The 17,042-nt window shown below is 58.1% G+C and carries 15 protein-coding genes and 3 tRNA genes; 16 read left to right on the forward strand and 2 right to left on the reverse strand.

The window, feature by feature from the left end:
• The first annotated feature begins 186 nt into the window (after positions 1-186).
• From ftsH to AC193Q_RS24195, 15 genes are all read left to right on the forward strand, one after another.
• Positions 187-2,094, forward strand: a complete 1,908-nt coding sequence (ftsH, locus tag AC193Q_RS24125) for an ATP-dependent zinc metalloprotease FtsH (protein WP_027610779.1) — start codon at positions 187-189, stop codon at positions 2,092-2,094.
• A gap of 8 nt (positions 2,095-2,102) precedes the next feature.
• A complete protein-coding gene (gene folP / locus AC193Q_RS24130; protein WP_047291170.1) occupies positions 2,103-2,954 on the forward strand; it encodes a dihydropteroate synthase in 852 nt (283 codons plus the stop codon).
• Between the two features lie 16 nt (positions 2,955-2,970).
• Positions 2,971-4,308 (forward strand): phosphoglucosamine mutase, encoded by a 1,338-nt coding sequence (gene glmM, locus AC193Q_RS24135; RefSeq protein WP_483878896.1) that lies wholly within the window; start codon positions 2,971-2,973, stop codon positions 4,306-4,308.
• A gap of 65 nt (positions 4,309-4,373) precedes the next feature.
• Positions 4,374-5,129, forward strand: a complete 756-nt coding sequence (gene tpiA / locus AC193Q_RS24140) for a triose-phosphate isomerase (protein ID WP_008088336.1) — start codon at positions 4,374-4,376, stop codon at positions 5,127-5,129.
• Between the two features lie 4 nt (positions 5,130-5,133).
• Entirely contained in the window at positions 5,134-5,520 is a 387-nt protein-coding gene (gene secG / locus AC193Q_RS24145; protein WP_027610782.1) for a preprotein translocase subunit SecG, read from the forward strand.
• Between the two features lie 22 nt (positions 5,521-5,542).
• Positions 5,543-5,628: transfer RNA gene (locus AC193Q_RS24150), tRNA-Leu, on the forward strand.
• A 97-nt stretch (positions 5,629-5,725) separates the two neighbouring features.
• Positions 5,726-5,802, forward strand: a tRNA-Met gene (locus AC193Q_RS24155).
• A gap of 138 nt (positions 5,803-5,940) precedes the next feature.
• The gene (gene rimP / locus AC193Q_RS24160; RefSeq protein ID WP_007973115.1) at positions 5,941-6,399 is read left to right on the forward strand and encodes a ribosome maturation factor RimP; all 459 of its coding nucleotides are present in this window, start codon (positions 5,941-5,943) and stop codon (positions 6,397-6,399) included.
• A gap of 47 nt (positions 6,400-6,446) precedes the next feature.
• Positions 6,447-7,928 (forward strand): transcription termination factor NusA, encoded by a 1,482-nt coding sequence (nusA, locus tag AC193Q_RS24165; protein WP_003221546.1) that lies wholly within the window; start codon positions 6,447-6,449, stop codon positions 7,926-7,928.
• 27 nt (positions 7,929-7,955) lie between these two features.
• A complete protein-coding gene (gene infB / locus AC193Q_RS24170; RefSeq protein ID WP_121183656.1) occupies positions 7,956-10,478 on the forward strand; it encodes a translation initiation factor IF-2 in 2,523 nt (840 codons plus the stop codon).
• A 160-nt stretch (positions 10,479-10,638) separates the two neighbouring features.
• Positions 10,639-11,037, forward strand: coding sequence for a 30S ribosome-binding factor RbfA (rbfA, locus tag AC193Q_RS24175; RefSeq protein WP_007961438.1), 399 nt, complete (start codon positions 10,639-10,641; stop codon positions 11,035-11,037).
• Positions 11,038-11,041: 4 nt separating this feature from the next.
• Positions 11,042-11,959, forward strand: a complete 918-nt coding sequence (gene truB / locus AC193Q_RS24180) for a tRNA pseudouridine(55) synthase TruB (protein WP_024011571.1) — start codon at positions 11,042-11,044, stop codon at positions 11,957-11,959.
• Positions 11,960-12,100: 141 nt separating this feature from the next.
• Positions 12,101-12,370, forward strand: coding sequence for a 30S ribosomal protein S15 (gene rpsO / locus AC193Q_RS24185; protein WP_003221553.1), 270 nt, complete (start codon positions 12,101-12,103; stop codon positions 12,368-12,370).
• A 193-nt stretch (positions 12,371-12,563) separates the two neighbouring features.
• Positions 12,564-14,669: a polyribonucleotide nucleotidyltransferase gene (gene pnp, locus AC193Q_RS24190; protein WP_007961443.1), complete on the forward strand. Its 2,106-nt coding sequence runs from the start codon at positions 12,564-12,566 to the stop codon at positions 14,667-14,669.
• 193 nt (positions 14,670-14,862) lie between these two features.
• Positions 14,863-14,938: transfer RNA gene (locus tag AC193Q_RS24195), tRNA-Thr, on the forward strand.
• 6 nt (positions 14,939-14,944) lie between these two features.
• On the opposite strand, the gene AC193Q_RS24200 is transcribed toward AC193Q_RS24195, so the two are convergent.
• Positions 14,945-15,439: a hypothetical protein gene (locus AC193Q_RS24200; protein WP_121183658.1), complete on the reverse strand. Its 495-nt coding sequence runs from the start codon at positions 15,437-15,439 to the stop codon at positions 14,945-14,947.
• A 276-nt stretch (positions 15,440-15,715) separates the two neighbouring features.
• Here AC193Q_RS24200 and AC193Q_RS24205 point away from each other — a divergent pair, with 276 nt between their 5' ends.
• Positions 15,716-16,015 carry a DUF6388 family protein gene (locus tag AC193Q_RS24205; RefSeq protein ID WP_041066817.1) on the forward strand — a complete coding sequence of 100 codons (300 nt, stop codon included), beginning with the start codon at positions 15,716-15,718 and terminating at the stop codon, positions 16,013-16,015.
• Between the two features lie 51 nt (positions 16,016-16,066).
• Here the strand turns inward: AC193Q_RS24205 and nadC are convergent, their stop codons facing one another.
• Positions 16,067-16,915 carry a carboxylating nicotinate-nucleotide diphosphorylase gene (gene nadC, locus AC193Q_RS24210; protein WP_121183660.1) on the reverse strand — a complete coding sequence of 283 codons (849 nt, stop codon included), beginning with the start codon at positions 16,913-16,915 and terminating at the stop codon, positions 16,067-16,069.
• Between the last annotated feature and the right edge of the window lie 127 nt (positions 16,916-17,042).

A 17,042-nucleotide genomic window follows, 5' to 3' on the forward strand; every position in this document is an offset into this window, starting at 1 on the left:
GGGGCGATAGGTTTTTCGTATTTTGCCCCGCGTGCATAAGCGAATATTGTGTAGAAAGTGTTTCACAAAGGGTTACAGACGGCGCCTGCAAGAGTTGTAGGTAATGTAGTAAGTTAGGCCGGTGAATATCATGCGAAGCGCGCGCCAGTAGCGGAGCTTGCTTCAGAGGGTAGTTAATTGAACGATATGGCAAAGAATCTGATCCTGTGGTTGATCATCGCGGCAGTCCTCGTGACGGTGATGAACAACTTCTCCAGCCCTAACGAGCCGCAGACCCTCAACTATTCCGACTTCATCCAGCAGGTCAAGGATGGCAAGGTCGAGCGCGTAGCCGTTGACGGCTATGTGATTACCGGCAAGCGCAACGATGGCGACAGCTTCAAGACCATTCGTCCGGCGATCCAGGACAACGGCCTGATCGGCGACCTGGTCGACAATCACGTTGTGGTTGAAGGCAAGCAGCCTGAGCAGCAAAGCATCTGGACTCAACTTCTGGTGGCCAGCTTCCCGATCCTGGTGATCATCGCGGTGTTCATGTTCTTCATGCGCCAGATGCAGGGCGGTGCCGGCGGCAAGGGCGGACCGATGAGCTTTGGCAAGAGCAAGGCACGCCTGCTCTCCGAAGACCAGGTGAAGACCACGCTGGCTGACGTTGCTGGTTGCGACGAAGCCAAGGAAGAAGTTGGTGAGCTGGTTGAGTTCCTGCGTGATCCGGGCAAGTTCCAGCGCCTCGGCGGTCGTATTCCTCGCGGCGTATTGATGGTCGGCCCTCCGGGTACCGGTAAAACCTTGCTGGCCAAGGCGATTGCCGGCGAAGCGAAAGTGCCGTTCTTCACCATCTCCGGTTCCGACTTTGTTGAAATGTTTGTGGGTGTTGGTGCAAGCCGCGTTCGCGACATGTTCGAGCAGGCCAAGAAGCACGCGCCGTGCATCATCTTCATTGACGAAATCGACGCCGTCGGTCGCCACCGTGGCGCCGGCATGGGCGGCGGTCACGACGAGCGTGAGCAGACCCTCAACCAGTTGCTGGTAGAGATGGACGGCTTCGAAATGAATGACGGCATCATTGTGATCGCTGCCACCAACCGTCCTGACGTACTTGACCCTGCGCTGCTGCGTCCGGGCCGTTTCGACCGTCAGGTCGTTGTAGGTTTGCCGGATATCCGCGGTCGCGAGCAGATTCTCAAGGTTCACATGCGGAAAGTGCCAATGGGTGATGACGTGGCTCCAGCCGTTATCGCCCGTGGTACCCCAGGCTTTTCCGGTGCCGATCTGGCCAACCTGGTCAACGAAGCGTCGCTGTTCGCGGCACGTAGCGGAAAGCGCATCGTTGAAATGAAAGAGTTCGAATTGGCCAAAGACAAGATCATGATGGGCGCCGAGCGCAAATCCATGGTCATGTCCGAGAAAGAGAAACAGAACACTGCTTATCACGAAGCGGGCCATGCGATCGTTGGGCGCGTTGTGCCTGAGCATGATCCGGTCTACAAGGTTTCGATCATTCCGCGTGGCCGTGCGCTGGGCGTGACCATGTTCCTGCCTGAAGAGGATCGTTACAGTCTGTCCAAGCGTGCGCTGATCAGCCAGATCTGCTCGCTGTACGGTGGCCGTATCGCCGAAGAGATGACCCTTGGTTTCGATGGTGTGACCACCGGCGCTTCCAACGACATCATGCGTGCCAGTCAGATTGCGCGGAACATGGTGACCAAGTGGGGCCTGTCGGAAAAACTCGGTCCGCTGATGTACGCCGAAGAAGAGGGCGAAGTGTTCCTCGGTCGCGGTGGTGGTGGTCAGAATGCCAGCTTCTCCGGTGAGACAGCCAAACTTATCGACTCCGAAGTGCGCAGCATCATCGACCAGTGTTACGGCACGGCCAAGCAGATCCTCACGGACAACCGTGACAAGCTGGATGCCATGGCTGATGCGCTGATGAAGTACGAAACCATTGATGCCGAGCAGATCGACGACATCATGGCGGGTCGTACGCCACGTGAGCCGCGTGACTGGACAGGTGGCACGGGTACGCCTCCGCCTCCGGTGATTCAGGATGAGCGTCCGGAAACACCGATCGGCGGTCCGGCTGCTGATGTTTAAGGTTTGAAATGACTTCTGCACAGTCCCTGACCCGGTTGCCTTGCGGCAACCGGGTTCTTGATTTGGCCCGGACGCATGTCATGGGCATTCTCAATGTCACTCCCGATTCCTTCTCCGATGGTGGCCGGTACAACCAGCTCGACGTGGCCTTGCGTCACGCCGCAGCCATGGTGGCTGCTGGGGCGACGCTGATCGATGTCGGCGGTGAGTCGACCCGGCCTGGCGCGCGTGCGGTTTCACCGCTCGAGGAATTGGAACGCGTAGCTCCGATCGTGGAGCTGATCAATCGCGAGCTGGATGTGGTCATCTCGGTCGATACTTCGACACCTGCGGTGATGCGTGAAACAGCGCGCCTGGGTGCCGGGTTGATCAATGATGTGCGCTCGTTGCGCCGCGATGGTGCGCTGGATGCCGCAGCCGCGACCGGGTTGCCGGTCTGTCTGATGCATATGCTCGGCGAGCCGGGTGACATGCAGGACAACCCGCGCTATCAGGACGTTACCCGGGAAGTCGGTGAGTTTCTGGCAGAGCGCATGGCTCAATGTGCGGCGGCAGGTATTCCGGCAGAGCGGATTATTCTTGATCCCGGTTTCGGTTTCGCGAAAACCCTGCAGCACAATCTAAGCTTGTTCAAGCATATGGAAGCCCTGCATGCGCTGGGGCGTCCGCTATTGGTCGGTGTCTCACGCAAAAGCATGATTGGCCAGGCTTTGAGCCGACCCGTGGGTGAGCGTTTGCACGGCGGTCTCGCACTGGCGGCACTGGCATCGATTAAAGGAGCGCGTATATTGCGCGTCCATGATGTGGCGGAAACGGTAGACGTGGTGCGTATGCTCGCGGCCGTGGAATCAGCCGAATAAGAATGATGGAGCACTTATGAGCAAGAAATACTTTGGTACTGACGGTATTCGTGGTCGTGTCGGTGAATATCCGATCACTCCTGACTTCATGCTTAAGCTCGGCTGGGCGGCCGGTATGGCCTTTCGCAAGATGGGCGCGTGCAAGGTGCTGGTTGGCAAGGACACGCGAATCTCCGGCTACATGTTCGAATCGGCGCTTGAGGCAGGTCTGACGTCGGCGGGCGCCGATGTGATGCTGCTCGGCCCGATGCCGACGCCCGCCATTGCCTATCTGTCGCGCACGTTTCAAGCCGAAGCCGGGATCGTGATCAGTGCTTCACATAACCCGCATGACGATAACGGCATCAAGTTCTTCTCGGGTAAAGGCACCAAGCTGCCTGACGAGTTGGAGCTGATGATCGAAGAATTGCTCGATACCCCGATGACCGTGGTTGAGTCGAGCAAGATTGGCAAGGTGTCGCGTATCAACGACGCTTCGGGTCGCTACATCGAATTCTGTAAAAGCAGCGTGCCTACCGGTACCAGCTTTTCCGGTTTGAAAATCGTGATCGACTGCGCACACGGAGCGACCTACAAAGTTGCTCCTAGTGTCTTTCGTGAGTTGGGCGCCGAAGTGGTCGTGCTGTCGGCTCAGCCCAATGGTCTGAACATTAACGATAATTGCGGTTCGACTCATATGGGGCCGCTGCAAGCCGCTGTTCTCGCCGAGCACGCTGATCTGGGCATCGCCTTTGACGGTGACGGTGATCGGGTGCTGATGGTGGATCACACTGGCGCCATCGTTGATGGTGACGAGTTGCTGTTCATCATCGCGCGTGATCTGCACGGGCGTGGCAAATTGCAGGGCGGCGTAGTCGGCACGCTGATGAGTAACCTCGGTCTGGAGCTCGCTCTGGCAGAACTCTCGATTCCATTCATTCGTGCCAATGTCGGTGACCGTTATGTGATCGCCGAACTACTGGAGCGCAACTGGCTGGTAGGTGGTGAGAACTCTGGGCATATCGTCTGCTTCAATCACACCACCACCGGTGATGCAATCATTGCCGCGTTGCAGGTGCTGATGGCACTGAAAACCCGCAATGAAGGCCTTGCCCAAACGCGTCAGGCGTTGCGCAAGTGCCCTCAGGTACTGATCAATGTGCATTTCGGTGGTGGCGAAAGTCCGCTCGAGCACCCGGCGGTCAAGGAGGCCAGTGCGCGTGTAACCCAGGCAATGGCGGGTCGTGGTCGCGTGCTTCTACGCAAGTCCGGCACAGAGCCATTGGTGCGTGTGATGGTCGAAGGCGAGGATGAAACTCAGGTTCGCAGCTACGCCGAAGAACTGGCAAAACTGGTAACTGAAGTTTCTGCCTGATTCGGCTTGCCAGCCATGATTGTGTTGGGTAACATCTGCGCCCACTTTGACCGACGAGGTACAGCATGCGTCGCCCTATGGTAGCTGGTAACTGGAAGATGCACGGTACCCGCGCCAGCGTCGCTGAGCTGATCAACGGCCTTCGTCATCTGGCCTTGCCAAGCGGTGTTGATGTCGCGGTATTCCCGCCTTGCTTGCATATCAATCAAGTGATTGATGGCTTGAAAGGCAAATCGATTTCGGTCGGTGCGCAGAATTCTGCGGTGGAATCCATGCAAGGTGCATTGACCGGTGAAATTGCGCCGAGTCAGTTGGTGGATGCAGGTTGTTCCCTGGTGCTTGTCGGGCACTCCGAACGCCGCCAGATAATGGGCGAGCGAGACGGGATGCTGAATCGCAAGTTCGCAGCGGCACAGGCATGTGGCTTGATTCCGGTGTTGTGTGTAGGGGAGACCCTCGAGCAGCGCGAAGCCGGAAAAACTCTTGAGGTTGTCGGGCGTCAGCTGGGCAGCATCATCGAGGAGCTGGGTGTTGGTGCCTTTGCCAAGGCGGTCATTGCTTACGAGCCTGTCTGGGCCATTGGTACCGGACTGACTGCAACGCCGCAACAGGCTCAGGATGTGCATAAAGCCATTCGCGAGCAGTTGGCGGCAGAGAATTCTGAAGTCGCGCGAGGTGTGCGGCTTCTATACGGCGGCAGCGTGAAGGCGGCCAATGCGGTCGAACTGTTCGGCATGCCGGATATCGATGGGGGGCTCATTGGTGGAGCTTCCCTGAATGCAGATGAGTTCGGTGCGATTTGTCGCGCCGCGGGAAACTGAAAAAATGCTGGAAACAGTCGTAGTCGTTTTTCATCTGCTGGGTGCATTGGGCGTAGTTGCTCTGGTTTTGCTGCAGCAGGGTAAAGGTGCGGACGCTGGCGCGTCTTTCGGAGCAGGTGCTTCAAATACTGTGTTCGGAAGCCAAGGTTCCTCTACCTTTCTTAGTAAGTTTACTGCTATACTTGCCGCCGGTTTCTTCATAACCAGCTTGGGGTTAGGTTACTTTGCTAAAGAGAAAGCTCATCAGCTGACTCAAGCAGGTTTGCCAGATCCAGCAGTGTTGGAAGTACCAAAGCAACAACAACCGGCTTCTGATGATGTCCCGGTGCTTCAAGAGCAAAAGTCGGCTACTCCAGCGACTGACGTACCTCCAGCTCAAGAGCAGAAGTAAGAAGGGTTTCAAACGTAGTTTTGCCGAGGTGGTGGAATTGGTAGACACGCAACCTTGAGGTGGTTGTGCCCATAGGGTGTAGGGGTTCGAGTCCCCTTCTCGGTACCAATTAGTCAGGAGAGCCCGCTGTTGCGGGCTTTCTTGCAGGTGGAAGGTTACATTGACCCTATAAGGGATCGGTCGTATACTTCCGCCCCAGCTTTGTCGCGGGGTGGAGCAGTCTGGTAGCTCGTCGGGCTCATAACCCGAAGGTCGTCGGTTCAAATCCGGCCCCCGCAACCAGTTTAAGGAGCCCCTTTTCAGGGGCTTTTTGTTAGCTGGATACTTTCTGCGCCGCTGTTCGACGGCGTTTCAAGGATGGGCGTTTCGCCCATTTTTTTATTTTGCAGCGCATGCATTTACATGCACGAGGGGGTTCAGGTGTCGAGCAAGCTAGAAGAGTTGCAGGCCTTGTTGGCCCCGGTGGTCGTGGCCCTAGGCTATGAATGCTGGGGTATCGAGTTTTCGGCTCAGGGTCGTCACTCGATGTTGCGTGTTTATATCGATAAAGAGGGTGGCGTGCTGGTGGACGATTGCGCCATTGTCAGCCGTCAGATCAGCGGTGTCCTGGATGTTGAAGATCCGATCTCCGTTGAGTACACCCTCGAAGTTTCCTCGCCTGGCATGGAACGCCCACTGTTCACTCTTGAGCAGTTTGCAAAATTTGCCGGTGAACAAGTGAAGATCAAGCTGCGCTCGCCTTTTGAAGGTCGACGCAACTTTCAGGGCCTTCTGCGCGGTGTAGAAGAACAGGACGTCGTGGTGCAGGTAGAAGACCATGAGTTCCTGTTGCCGATCGATATGATCGACAAGGCCAACATTATTCCCAGTTTTGACTGAGACGCGGATCCCGCGGATCCAATGGCTTGCGAAAGGCGAGGCGTACGATGAGCAAAGAAGTACTGCTGGTTGTTGAGTCGGTATCCAATGAAAAGGGTGTACCGGCAAGCGTGATTTTTGAAGCGCTGGAGCTGGCTCTGGCCACTGCTACCAAAAAGCGTTTTGAAGACGAAGTTGACCTGCGTGTGGAAATTAACCGCCACACCGGTTCCTACGAGACTTTCCGTCGCTGGACGGTCGTCGAAGAGAATGATCTCGACGATCCTGCGATCGAAACCTGGCCAAGCAAGGTTGCCGAAACGCATCCGGGCGCCAAGGTCGGCGACGTCGTCGAAGAAAAGATCGAATCCATCGAGTTCGGCCGCATTGCTGCACAGACCGCCAAACAGGTCATCGTGCAGAAAGTCCGTGAAGCCGAGCGCGCTCAAGTGGTCGACGCCTATCGCGAGCGCCTGGGAGAAATCATCTCCGGCACCGTGAAGAAAGTCACCCGCGACAACGTGATCGTCGATCTGGGCAACAACGCCGAAGCGTTGCTGGCCCGTGAAGACATCATTTCTCGCGAAACCTTCCGTGTCGGTGTGCGCCTGCGTGCACTGCTCAAGGAAATCCGCACCGAGAACCGCGGCCCGCAGTTGATCCTGTCGCGTACCGCGCCGGAAATGCTGATCGAGTTGTTCCGCATCGAAGTGCCGGAAATTGCTGAAGGCCTGATTGAGGTCATGGCGGCGTCCCGTGATCCGGGTTCGCGTGCCAAGATCGCTGTCCGTTCCAAGGACAAACGCATCGACCCGCAGGGCGCGTGCATCGGTATGCGCGGTTCGCGCGTCCAGGCCGTGTCGGGCGAGTTGGGTGGCGAGCGTGTCGACATCGTCCTGTGGGACGATAACCCGGCGCAGTTCGTGATCAATGCCATGTCGCCGGCAGAAGTGGCGGCCATTATCGTTGACGAAGATGCCCATGCCATGGACATCGCCGTTGGCGCAGACAATCTGGCTCAGGCCATCGGTCGTGGTGGTCAGAACGTGCGTCTGGCGAGCCAGTTGACAGGCTGGACCCTGAACGTGATGACCGAATCGGACATCCAGGCTAAGCAACAAGCAGAAACCGGCGACATCCTGCGCAACTTCATCGACGAGCTGGAAGTCGACGAAGAGCTGGCTCAGGTGCTGGTAGATGAAGGCTTCACCAGCCTGGAAGAGATTGCCTACGTACCGTTGGAAGAAATGCTCAACATCGACGGCTTTGACGAAGACATCGTCAACGAGCTTCGCGCTCGTGCCAAGGATCGTTTGTTGACCAAAGCCATCGCTACTGAGGAAAAGCTGGCAGACGCCCATCCGGCCGAAGACCTGCTCTCGCTTGAGGGTATGGACAAGGATTTGGCGATGGAACTGGCGGTGCGCGGCGTAATTACCCGCGAAGACCTGGCCGAGCAGTCTATTGACGACCTGCTCGACATCGACGGCATTGACGATGATCGTGCCGGCAAGTTGATCATGGCCGCCCGAGCCCACTGGTTCGAGTAATTAGGCGCGGCCTGAGGAGAGAAGTGCATGACGCAAGTCACGGTGAAACAACTGGCCGATGAGGTCAAAACACCGGTAGAGCGCCTGTTGCAGCAGATGCGTGAGGCAGGTCTGCCGCACACCGCCGCCGAAGAACATGTGACTGACAGTGAGAAGCAATCCCTGCTGACTCACTTGAAAAGCAGCCACAAGGCGAAAGTGGAAGAACCACGCAAAATCACGCTGCAGCGTAAAACCACCAGCACCCTGCGTGTGGCTGGTAGCAAGAGCATTAGCGTAGAAGTTCGCAAGAAGAAGGTTTTCGTACAGCGTAGCCCGGAAGAAATCGAAGCCGAGCGCCAGCGTGAACTGGAAGAGCGTCGCGCAGTAGAAAATGCTGCCCGTCAGAAGGCTGAAGAAGAAGCCAAGCAGCGCGCTGAAGAAGAAGCGCGTCGCCAGCCTGCTGCTGCGCCGAGCGCTCCTGCCGAAGCTGTTGCAGCACCTGCGCCAGTCGCTGAACCTGTGCGCGAAGCCGCACCGGTTGTCGCTGCTGCGCCAGCTGCCGACACTCGCAAGCGTGACGAACAGCGCCGTCCGGACAAACCACGTGCCGACGATAACAATCGTCGTGGCGGCGGCGGCGACGGCGAGCGCAAAAACGCTCCGCATCGCGCATCGGTCAAAGAAAAAGCGCCGGCGCCACGTGTGGCGCCACGCACAACCGACGAAGAAAGCGACGGCTTCCGTCGTGGTGGTCGCGGCAAGGCCAAGCTGAAGAAGCGCAACGCTCACGGTTTCCAGAACCCTACCGGTCCTGTCGTGCGTGAAGTGAAGATCGGCGAGACCATCACTGTTGGCGATCTTGCCCAGCAGATGTCGGTCAAGGCTGCTGAAATCATCAAGTTCATGTTCAAACTGGGCACTCCAGCGACCATCAACCAGGTACTCGATCAGGAAACTGCTCAACTGGTCGCTGAAGAATTGGGCCACAAAGTGACCCTGGTCAGCGACACCGCCCTGGAAGATTCCCTGGCCGAGTCCCTGAAGTTTGAAGGCGAGGCTGTTTCCCGTGCGCCAGTCGTGACCGTAATGGGCCACGTTGACCACGGTAAGACTTCCCTGCTCGACTACATCCGTCGTGCCAAGGTAGCAGCGGGCGAAGCCGGCGGCATTACCCAGCACATCGGTGCATACCACGTTGAAACCGACCGTGGCATGGTGACGTTCCTCGACACCCCGGGTCACGCTGCGTTTACCGCAATGCGTGCCCGTGGTGCCAAGGCGACCGACATCGTGATCCTGGTGGTTGCGGCGGACGACGGCGTGATGCCGCAAACCATCGAGGCTGTTCAGCACGCTCAGGCGGCTGGCGTTCCTCTGGTGGTCGCGGTGAACAAGATCGACAAGCCGGGTGCCGACCTCGATCGCATCCGTAGCGAACTGTCGGTTCACGGCGTGACTTCCGAAGACTGGGGCGGCGACACGCCATTCGTACCGGTTTCGGCGAAAATGGGTACCGGCGTTGACGAACTGCTCGAAGCCGTTCTGCTGCAGGCCGAAGTGCTCGAACTGACCGCCACCCCATCGGCTCCTGGCCGTGGTGTTGTCGTTGAATCGCGTCTGGACAAGGGCCGTGGCCCGGTGGCCACCGTGCTGGTTCAGGACGGTACGCTGCGTCAAGGCGACATGGTGCTGGTCGGCTCGAACTATGGCCGCGTGCGCGCCATGCTCGACGAGAACGGCAAGCCGATCAAGGAAGCCGGTCCGGCCATTCCGGTCGAGATCCTGGGTCTTGACGGTACACCGGACGCTGGCGACGAGATGAGCGTGGTTGCCGACGAGAAGAAAGCCCGTGAAGTGGCTCTGTTCCGTCAAGGCAAGTTCCGCGAAGTCAAACTGGCTCGCGCTCACGCCGGCAAGCTGGAAAATATCTTCGAAAACATGGGCCAGGAAGAGAAGAAGACGCTCAACATCGTCCTCAAATCCGACGTCCGTGGTTCGCTGGAAGCTTTGCAGGGCGCTCTGAACGGCCTGGGCAACGACGAAGTGCAAGTGCGCGTGGTCGGTGGCGGTGTCGGTGGTATCACCGAGTCCGACGCCAACCTGGCACTGGCTTCCAACGCTGTACTGTTCGGCTTCAACGTGCGTGCCGATGCTGGCGCACGGAAGATCGTCGAGCAGGAAGGTCTGGACATGCGTTACTACAACGTGATCTACGACATCATCGAAGACGTCAAGAAAGCCCTGACCGGCATGCTCGGCAGCGATGTTCGCGAGAACATCCTGGGTGTGGCCGAAGTGCGCGACGTGTTCCGTTCGCCGAAGTTTGGCGCGATCGCCGGTTGCATGGTGATCGAAGGTGTTGTGCACCGTAACCGTCCGATCCGTGTACTGCGTGAAGACATCGTTATCTTCGAAGGCGAGCTGGAATCCCTGCGCCGCTTCAAGGATGACGCTTCCGAAGTACGTGCCGGCATGGAATGCGGTATCGGCGTGAAGAGCTACAACGACGTCAAAGTCGGTGACAAGATCGAAGTCTTCGAGAAGGTTCAGGTTGCTCGCAGCCTCTGACTCGCGCACTTCAAGGGCCACGCCGAGCCGCCGCATGCAGATGCGCGCCACGGCGTCAGGACTCTAAACGCAACGCCCGGTCTGGCTTTTGTCAGGCCGGGCGTTTGCCGCTTTCAGACCTTGCGGGTTTCACCGTGGGGCAGTAACAGGTAACAAAATCATGGCAAAAGAATACAGCCGTACCCAACGTATCGGCGATCAGATGCAGCGTGAGCTGGCCCAGCTGATCCGTCGTGAAGTCAAAGACCCGCGCGTCGGCCTGGTCACCATTACCGCTGTAGAAGTCAGCCGTGACGTCGGTCACGCGAAGATCTTCATCACCGTGATGGGGCAGGACAACGCCGAAGACATCGCGCAAAGCATCAAGGTGCTCAACGCTGCCGCAGGCTTCCTGCGCATGCAACTGGCCCGTGAAATGAAGCTGCGCAGCGTGCCGCAATTGCATTTCCACTACGACGAAAGCGTCGTGCGTGGCGCGCACCTGTCGGCCCTGATCGAGCGCGCCGTGGCTGAGGACAATCAGCACGTGGCCGCTGCACCTGAAGACACCAAGGAGTAATTCGGTGGCTCAGGTCAAACGTATCCGTCGTAACGTCAGCGGTATCATCCTGCTCGACAAGCCGCTGGGGTTCACCTCCAACGCCGCGTTGCAGAAGGTTCGCTGGTTGCTCAACGCCGAGAAGGCCGGTCACACCGGCAGCCTCGATCCGTTGGCCACCGGTGTATTGCCGCTGTGCTTTGGCGAAGCAACCAAGTTCTCGCAATACCTGCTCGATTCCGACAAGGGTTATGAAACCCTCGCGCAACTGGGCAAGACCACCACCACGGCGGACGCCGAGGGTGAGGTTTTGCAGGAGCGCCCGGTGACCGTTGGTCGCGCCGATGTCGAAGCGGTTCTGCCGAAATTTCGCGGGCAAATCAGTCAGATACCGCCGATGTACTCGGCACTCAAGCGTGATGGTCAGCCGTTGTACAAGCTGGCTCGTGCAGGCGAAGTAGTGGAGCGCGAACCGCGTTCTGTTACTATTGCGCGCTTGGAATTGCTGGCCTTCGAAGGCGATACTGCGCGTCTTGCGGTGGATTGCAGCAAGGGCACCTATATTCGCACCCTGGTGGAGGATATCGGTGAGCAGCTCGGTTGTGGTGCGTACGTCGCGGAACTGCGTCGTACCCAGGCCGGACCTTTCACCCTGGCGCAGACCGTGACCCTCGAAGAGCTGGAAGCGGTACATGCCGAAGGCGGCAACGAAGCGGTCGACCGCTTCCTGATGCCATCGGACAGCGGCCTGCAGGATTGGCCGCTGCTGCACTTCTCCGAAGCGAGTGCGTTCTACTGGCTCAACGGCCAGCCGGTACGTGCCCCGGATGCTCCGAAGTTCGGCATGGTACGGGTACAGGATCACAATGGTCGCTTCATCGGTATCGGTGAAGTGAGCGAAGACGGGCGCATCGCGCCGCGTCGACTGATTCGGTCAGAATGACCGGAAACCGGTCTGTGTAACAGCAGGCCGGCGAGTGTGGCTGTCAACAGGCACGGTCACTACTCATTTATAGATACAGGGATTTGTCCCTGGCCTGTTGAAACTGTTTTTGAAACAGTTTCCTGATAAAAGGATTGCCTCATGGCTCTCGACGTTCAAGAAAAAGCTCAAATCGTTGCCGACTACCAGCAAGCTGTTGGTGATACTGGTTCGCCAGAAGTGCAAGTTGCACTGCTGACCGCCAACATCAACAAACTGCAAGGTCACTTCAAGGCCAACGGTAAAGACCACCACTCCCGTCGTGGTCTGATCCGCATGGTAAACCAGCGTCGCAAGCTGCTGGACTACCTGAAAGGCAAGGATCTGAGCCGTTACAGCGCTCTGATCGGCCGCCTGGGTCTGCGTCGCTAATCAGCGATTGCGCTATGAGGTTGGTTGTCTGTCAGGCATCAGCGGTTTTCCGCTGGTGGCTGGCAGGCTCCCAGCCTCAAGTTTTATCTGCACTACCGTTTTACCCGGACAGTCAGCGGGCCGATTCCCGACATTGCCCAAGAATTTCGCAAGAAACCAGTTCCCCCAAGAGCCACAAAGAAGGTAGGACACCGTGAACCCGGTAATCAAAAAATTCCAGTTCGGTCAGTCGACCGTTACCCTCGAGACCGGCCGTATCGCCCGTCAGGCCTCCGGCGCAGTATTGGTCACCGTTGACGACGACGTCAGCGTATTGGTGACCGTAGTCGGTGCCAAGCAAGCCGATCCAGGCAAGGGCTTCTTCCCTCTGTCCGTTCACTACCAGGAAAAAACTTACGCTGCCGGTAAGATCCCTGGCGGTTTCTTCAAGCGTGAAGGCCGTCCTTCCGAGAAAGAAACCCTGACTTCCCGACTGATCGACCGTCCGATCCGTCCGCTGTTCCCGGAAGGCTTCATGAACGAAGTGCAGGTTGTCTGCACCGTCGTTTCCACCAGCAAGAAGACCGATCCGGACATCGCTGCGATGATCGGTACCTCGGCTGCCCTGGCCATCTCGGGCATTCCGTTCGACGGCCCGATCGGCGCCGCTCGCGTCGCTTTCCACGAAAGCACCGGCTACCTGCTGAACCCGACCTACGAGCAGCAAGCTGCTTCGAGCCTGGACATGGTCGTCGCCGGTACTTCCGACGCCGTACTGATGGTTGAATCGGAAGCCAAAGAGCTGACCGAAGACCAGATGCTGGGCGCAGTACTGTTTGCTCACGACGAGTTCCAGGTGGTGATCAACGCCGTCAAGGAACTGGCCGCTGAAGCCGCCAAGCCAACCTGGACCTGGGCTCCGGCTCCAGAAGCCACCGAACTGCTGGGCGCGATCCGTGCCGAGTTCGGCGAAGCGATCTCCCAGGCTTACACCATCACCGTCAAGGCTGACCGCTACGCACGTCTGGGCGAGCTGAAAGACCAGGTTGTGGCCAAGCTGTCCGGTGAAGAAGGCCAGCCTTCGGCTGCCGACGTCAAAGCCGCTTTCGGCGAGATCGAATACCGCACCGTTCGCGAAAACATCGTTAACGGCAAGCCACGTATCGACGGCCGCGACACCCGCACCGTACGTCCGCTGAACATCGAAGTCGGCGTGCTGCCGAAGACTCACGGTTCGGCGCTGTTCACCCGTGGTGAAACCCAGGCTCTGGTAGTCGCGACACTGGGTACTGCCCGTGACGCACAGCTGCTGGACACCCTGGAAGGCGAGAAAAAAGACCCGTTCATGCTGCACTACAACTTCCCTCCGTTCTCGGTGGGCGAGTGTGGTCGCATGGGTGGCGCCGGTCGTCGTGAAATCGGTCACGGCCGTCTGGCCCGTCGTTCGGTTTCGGCCATGCTGCCGGCCGCTGACGTGTTCCCGTACACCATCCGTGTCGTGTCGGAAATCACCGAATCCAACGGTTCCAGCTCGATGGCTTCCGTTTGCGGCGCTTCCCTGGCGCTGATGGACGCTGGTGTTCCAATGAAGGCGCCGGTTGCCGGTATCGCCATGGGTCTGGTCAAGGAAGGCGAGAAGTTCGCCGTCCTGACCGACATCCTGGGTGACGAAGACCACCTGGGCGACATGGACTTCAAAGTAGCCGGTACCGCCAAAGGCGTTACTGCGCTGCAGATGGACATCAAGATCAAGGGCATCACCGAAGAGATCATGGAAATCGCTCTGGGCCAGGCCCTGGAAGCGCGCCTGAACATCCTCGGCCAGATGAACCAGATCATCGGTCAGTCGCGTACCGAGCTGTCGGCCAACGCGCCGACCATGATCGCGATGAAGATCGACACCGACAAGATCCGTGACGTTATCGGTAAAGGTGGCGCGACCATCCGTGCGATCTGCGAAGAAACCAAGGCTTCGATCGACATCGAAGACGACGGTTCGATCAAGATCTTCGGCGAAACCAAGGATGCCGCAGAAGCTGCTCGTCAGCGCGTTCTGAGCATCACTGCAGAAGCCGAGATCGGCAAGATCTACGTCGGCAAGGTTGAGCGCATCGTCGACTTCGGCGCATTCGTCAACATCCTGCCGGGCAAGGACGGTCTGGTGCACATCTCGATGCTGAGCGACGCTCGCGTAGAGAAAGTCACCGACATCCTGAAAGAAGGCCAGGAAGTGGAAGTGCTGGTACTGGACGTGGACAACCGCGGCCGTATCAAGCTGTCCATCAAAGACGTGGCAGCGGCCAAGGCTTCGGGCGTTTAATCAGCCCCCAGCTTCAGCGCAATGAAAATGCCCCGCCGTGAAAACGGCGGGGCATTTTTTTTGTCGCGCTTAAAGATCAAAAGATCGCAGCCTGCGGCAGCTCCTACACAACAGGTGTGTTAACGATCGTGTAGGAGCTGCCGCAGGCTGCGATCTTTGCTTTTATGAAAACCGGTGCTAGGTTTAGCCCACCGCCCGTGTAGCTCAGCCGGTAGAGCAGCGCACTCGTAACGCGAAGGTCGCAGGTTCGATTCCTGTCTCGGGCACCACTTCCCTTATTTCACTTTGCGGCTCAGATCCTCGACGGTACGTTTGAGCTGATCCATGGCGCGATCCTGATCATTGATTTTCTGCTTCAGGCTGGAAATCTCGCTGCTGGCGGAATTCGAGCTCGAGCCGCTGTTGCGCTTGAGGTCTTCGACCTGGCGTCCGAGGGTATCCAGTTGCCGGTCCTGATCCTTGACCTTGCTCTTCAGGTCATCGATTTCCTTGCTGCTGGAGTTCGAGCTCGAACCGCTGCTGCGTTTGAGTTCTTCAATCTGGCGTGACTGATCGCGGACGGTATCGCGGATCTTTTGCAGTTCATCAATGCTGATATCGCTTTTGATGACAACATCCTTGCCGTAGTCATTGTGAATCAGCGAAACCTTGTCGCCATAGGATGAGCTGCTGTTGCTCAATTCAAGCGCCATGGCGCTGGCCGGCAACAGCATGGCGGCGAGCAAGGCACTGGCAGACACAACGGAACAATTCTTCGAAAAGCTGCGCATCACTGGTTTTCCTTGTGAACAGCAAGAGTGAGTGCCGAAGTGGCACATCGCTATGATTCAAAATCCGGATTTATGTTCCGCAGGTCAAGTTTTTGTTCGAGAGATGTAAAGAGCCGTGTAATTCGTCATGCAAACGTCCTATATTCGATGCCTGCATGAGCATCGCCCAGCAGTTTTCAGATGATCCCGAATGGTTCCGAAGGCCGGACAGTCCGCGTCAGAGAGATCCTTGATGATCCAGATCCATCCTCCATTCTTACGATCAGCGAGAACGCCATGACCGAATTAACTCAAGAGCAACGTCACGAACAAGCGCTGGAGAAATACAAGCTCGATGCGCCCCAACTGCTGGAAGAGATCAAGGACCTGAGTCCTGATGAGCAGAAGGACCAGATCCAGTGGGCGTTCGAGGACGAAGCCGAGGCCCAGGGCTTGCAGCCGTGGGAGTTGACGCTCAAGTACACCAGCACCCCTGAAGAGTTTGAGGCCAAGCGTCTGGAACTGCACAAGGAGGCGGCCGAAGTGTTGGGCGTCGATTGGGAAGAGTACTGCGAGATGAACAATCTGGTGGTCTGAAACAAAAACGCCAGCCTTGACCGGGCTGGCGTTTTTTATGGCGTGAGGGCCTCAGAGGCTCAGACGCATCGACAGGTCCACTGCCTTCACATCCTTGGTCATCGCACCGATCGAGATGTAATCGACCCCGGTCTCGGCGATCGGCAGCAGCGTGCTTTCGTTGATGCCGCCACTGGCTTCCAGTTTGGCCTTGCCGCCGTTCAGGCGCACGGCTTCGCGCATGTCGTCCAGGCTCAACTCGTCGAGCATGATGATGTCGGCGCCGGCTGCCAGCGCTTCTTTCAGCTCTTCCAGGCTTTCCACTTCGACTTCCACCGGTTTGCCCGGCGCGATCTTGTGCGCGGCGGCGATGGCCTGCGCGATGCCGCCGCTGGCGGCGATGTGGTTTTCCTTGATCAGAAACGCATCGTAGAGGCCGATGCGGTGGTTGTGGCAGCCGCCGCAGGTCACTGCGTATTTCTGTGCCAGACGCAGGCCCGGCAGGGTCTTGCGGGTATCCAGCAGCTTGACCTGGGTCTGGGCCACGAAGTCCGCCAGGTACTGCGCACGCGTCGCCACGCCGGACAGCAGTTGCAGGAAGTTCAGCGCGCTGCGCTCGCCCGTCAGCAGTGAACGCGCCGGGCCCTCCAGGTGAAACAACGGCTGATTGGGTTTGACCCGTTCGCCATCCCGCACCTGCCAATGCACCGCGACGCGCGGATCGAGCTGGCGAAACACCGTGTCGACCCACGCCGTGCCGCAGATGACGGCGTCGTCACGAGTAATGATGGTGGCTTTGGCCAGACGTTCGGCCGGGATCAGTTGCGCGGTGATGTCGCCGCTGCCGACGTCTTCGAGCAACGCGCGGCGCACGTTGGCTTCGATTTCGGCGGTCAGATCAGCGAGACGTAGATTCGGCATAACGGGCTCCACAAACTAAGTGCGCCGATTATAGGGGCATGGCGAGAGCCAACCCAAGGCGAGAACGCGCGTGGCAGACTGCAACTGGTCGATTTTCTGTGAGCAAAGCAATGCTTCTCGTGGTCAC

The sequence above is a fragment of the Pseudomonas sp. F2 genome (assembly GCF_057174385.1).

What these genes read in the sequence shown, in the direction of transcription:
- ftsH (WP_027610779.1), top strand. Translation starts at nt 187, where the DNA reads ATGGCAAAGAATCTGATCCTGTGGTTGATCATCGCGGCAGTCCTCGTG.
- infB (WP_121183656.1), top strand. Translation starts at nt 7,956, where the DNA reads ATGACGCAAGTCACGGTGAAACAACTGGCCGATGAGGTCAAAACACCG.
- secG (WP_027610782.1), top strand. Translation starts at nt 5,134, where the DNA reads ATGCTGGAAACAGTCGTAGTCGTTTTTCATCTGCTGGGTGCATTGGGC.
- AC193Q_RS24200 (WP_121183658.1), bottom strand. Translation starts at nt 15,439, where the DNA reads ATGCGCAGCTTTTCGAAGAATTGTTCCGTTGTGTCTGCCAGTGCCTTG.
- rbfA (WP_007961438.1), top strand. Translation starts at nt 10,639, where the DNA reads ATGGCAAAAGAATACAGCCGTACCCAACGTATCGGCGATCAGATGCAG.
- nadC (WP_121183660.1), bottom strand. Translation starts at nt 16,915, where the DNA reads ATGCCGAATCTACGTCTCGCTGATCTGACCGCCGAAATCGAAGCCAAC.
- nusA (WP_003221546.1), top strand. Translation starts at nt 6,447, where the DNA reads ATGAGCAAAGAAGTACTGCTGGTTGTTGAGTCGGTATCCAATGAAAAG.
- AC193Q_RS24205 (WP_041066817.1), top strand. Translation starts at nt 15,716, where the DNA reads ATGACCGAATTAACTCAAGAGCAACGTCACGAACAAGCGCTGGAGAAA.
- glmM (WP_483878896.1), top strand. Translation starts at nt 2,971, where the DNA reads ATGAGCAAGAAATACTTTGGTACTGACGGTATTCGTGGTCGTGTCGGT.
- folP (WP_047291170.1), top strand. Translation starts at nt 2,103, where the DNA reads ATGACTTCTGCACAGTCCCTGACCCGGTTGCCTTGCGGCAACCGGGTT.
- tpiA (WP_008088336.1), top strand. Translation starts at nt 4,374, where the DNA reads ATGCGTCGCCCTATGGTAGCTGGTAACTGGAAGATGCACGGTACCCGC.
- rpsO (WP_003221553.1), top strand. Translation starts at nt 12,101, where the DNA reads ATGGCTCTCGACGTTCAAGAAAAAGCTCAAATCGTTGCCGACTACCAG.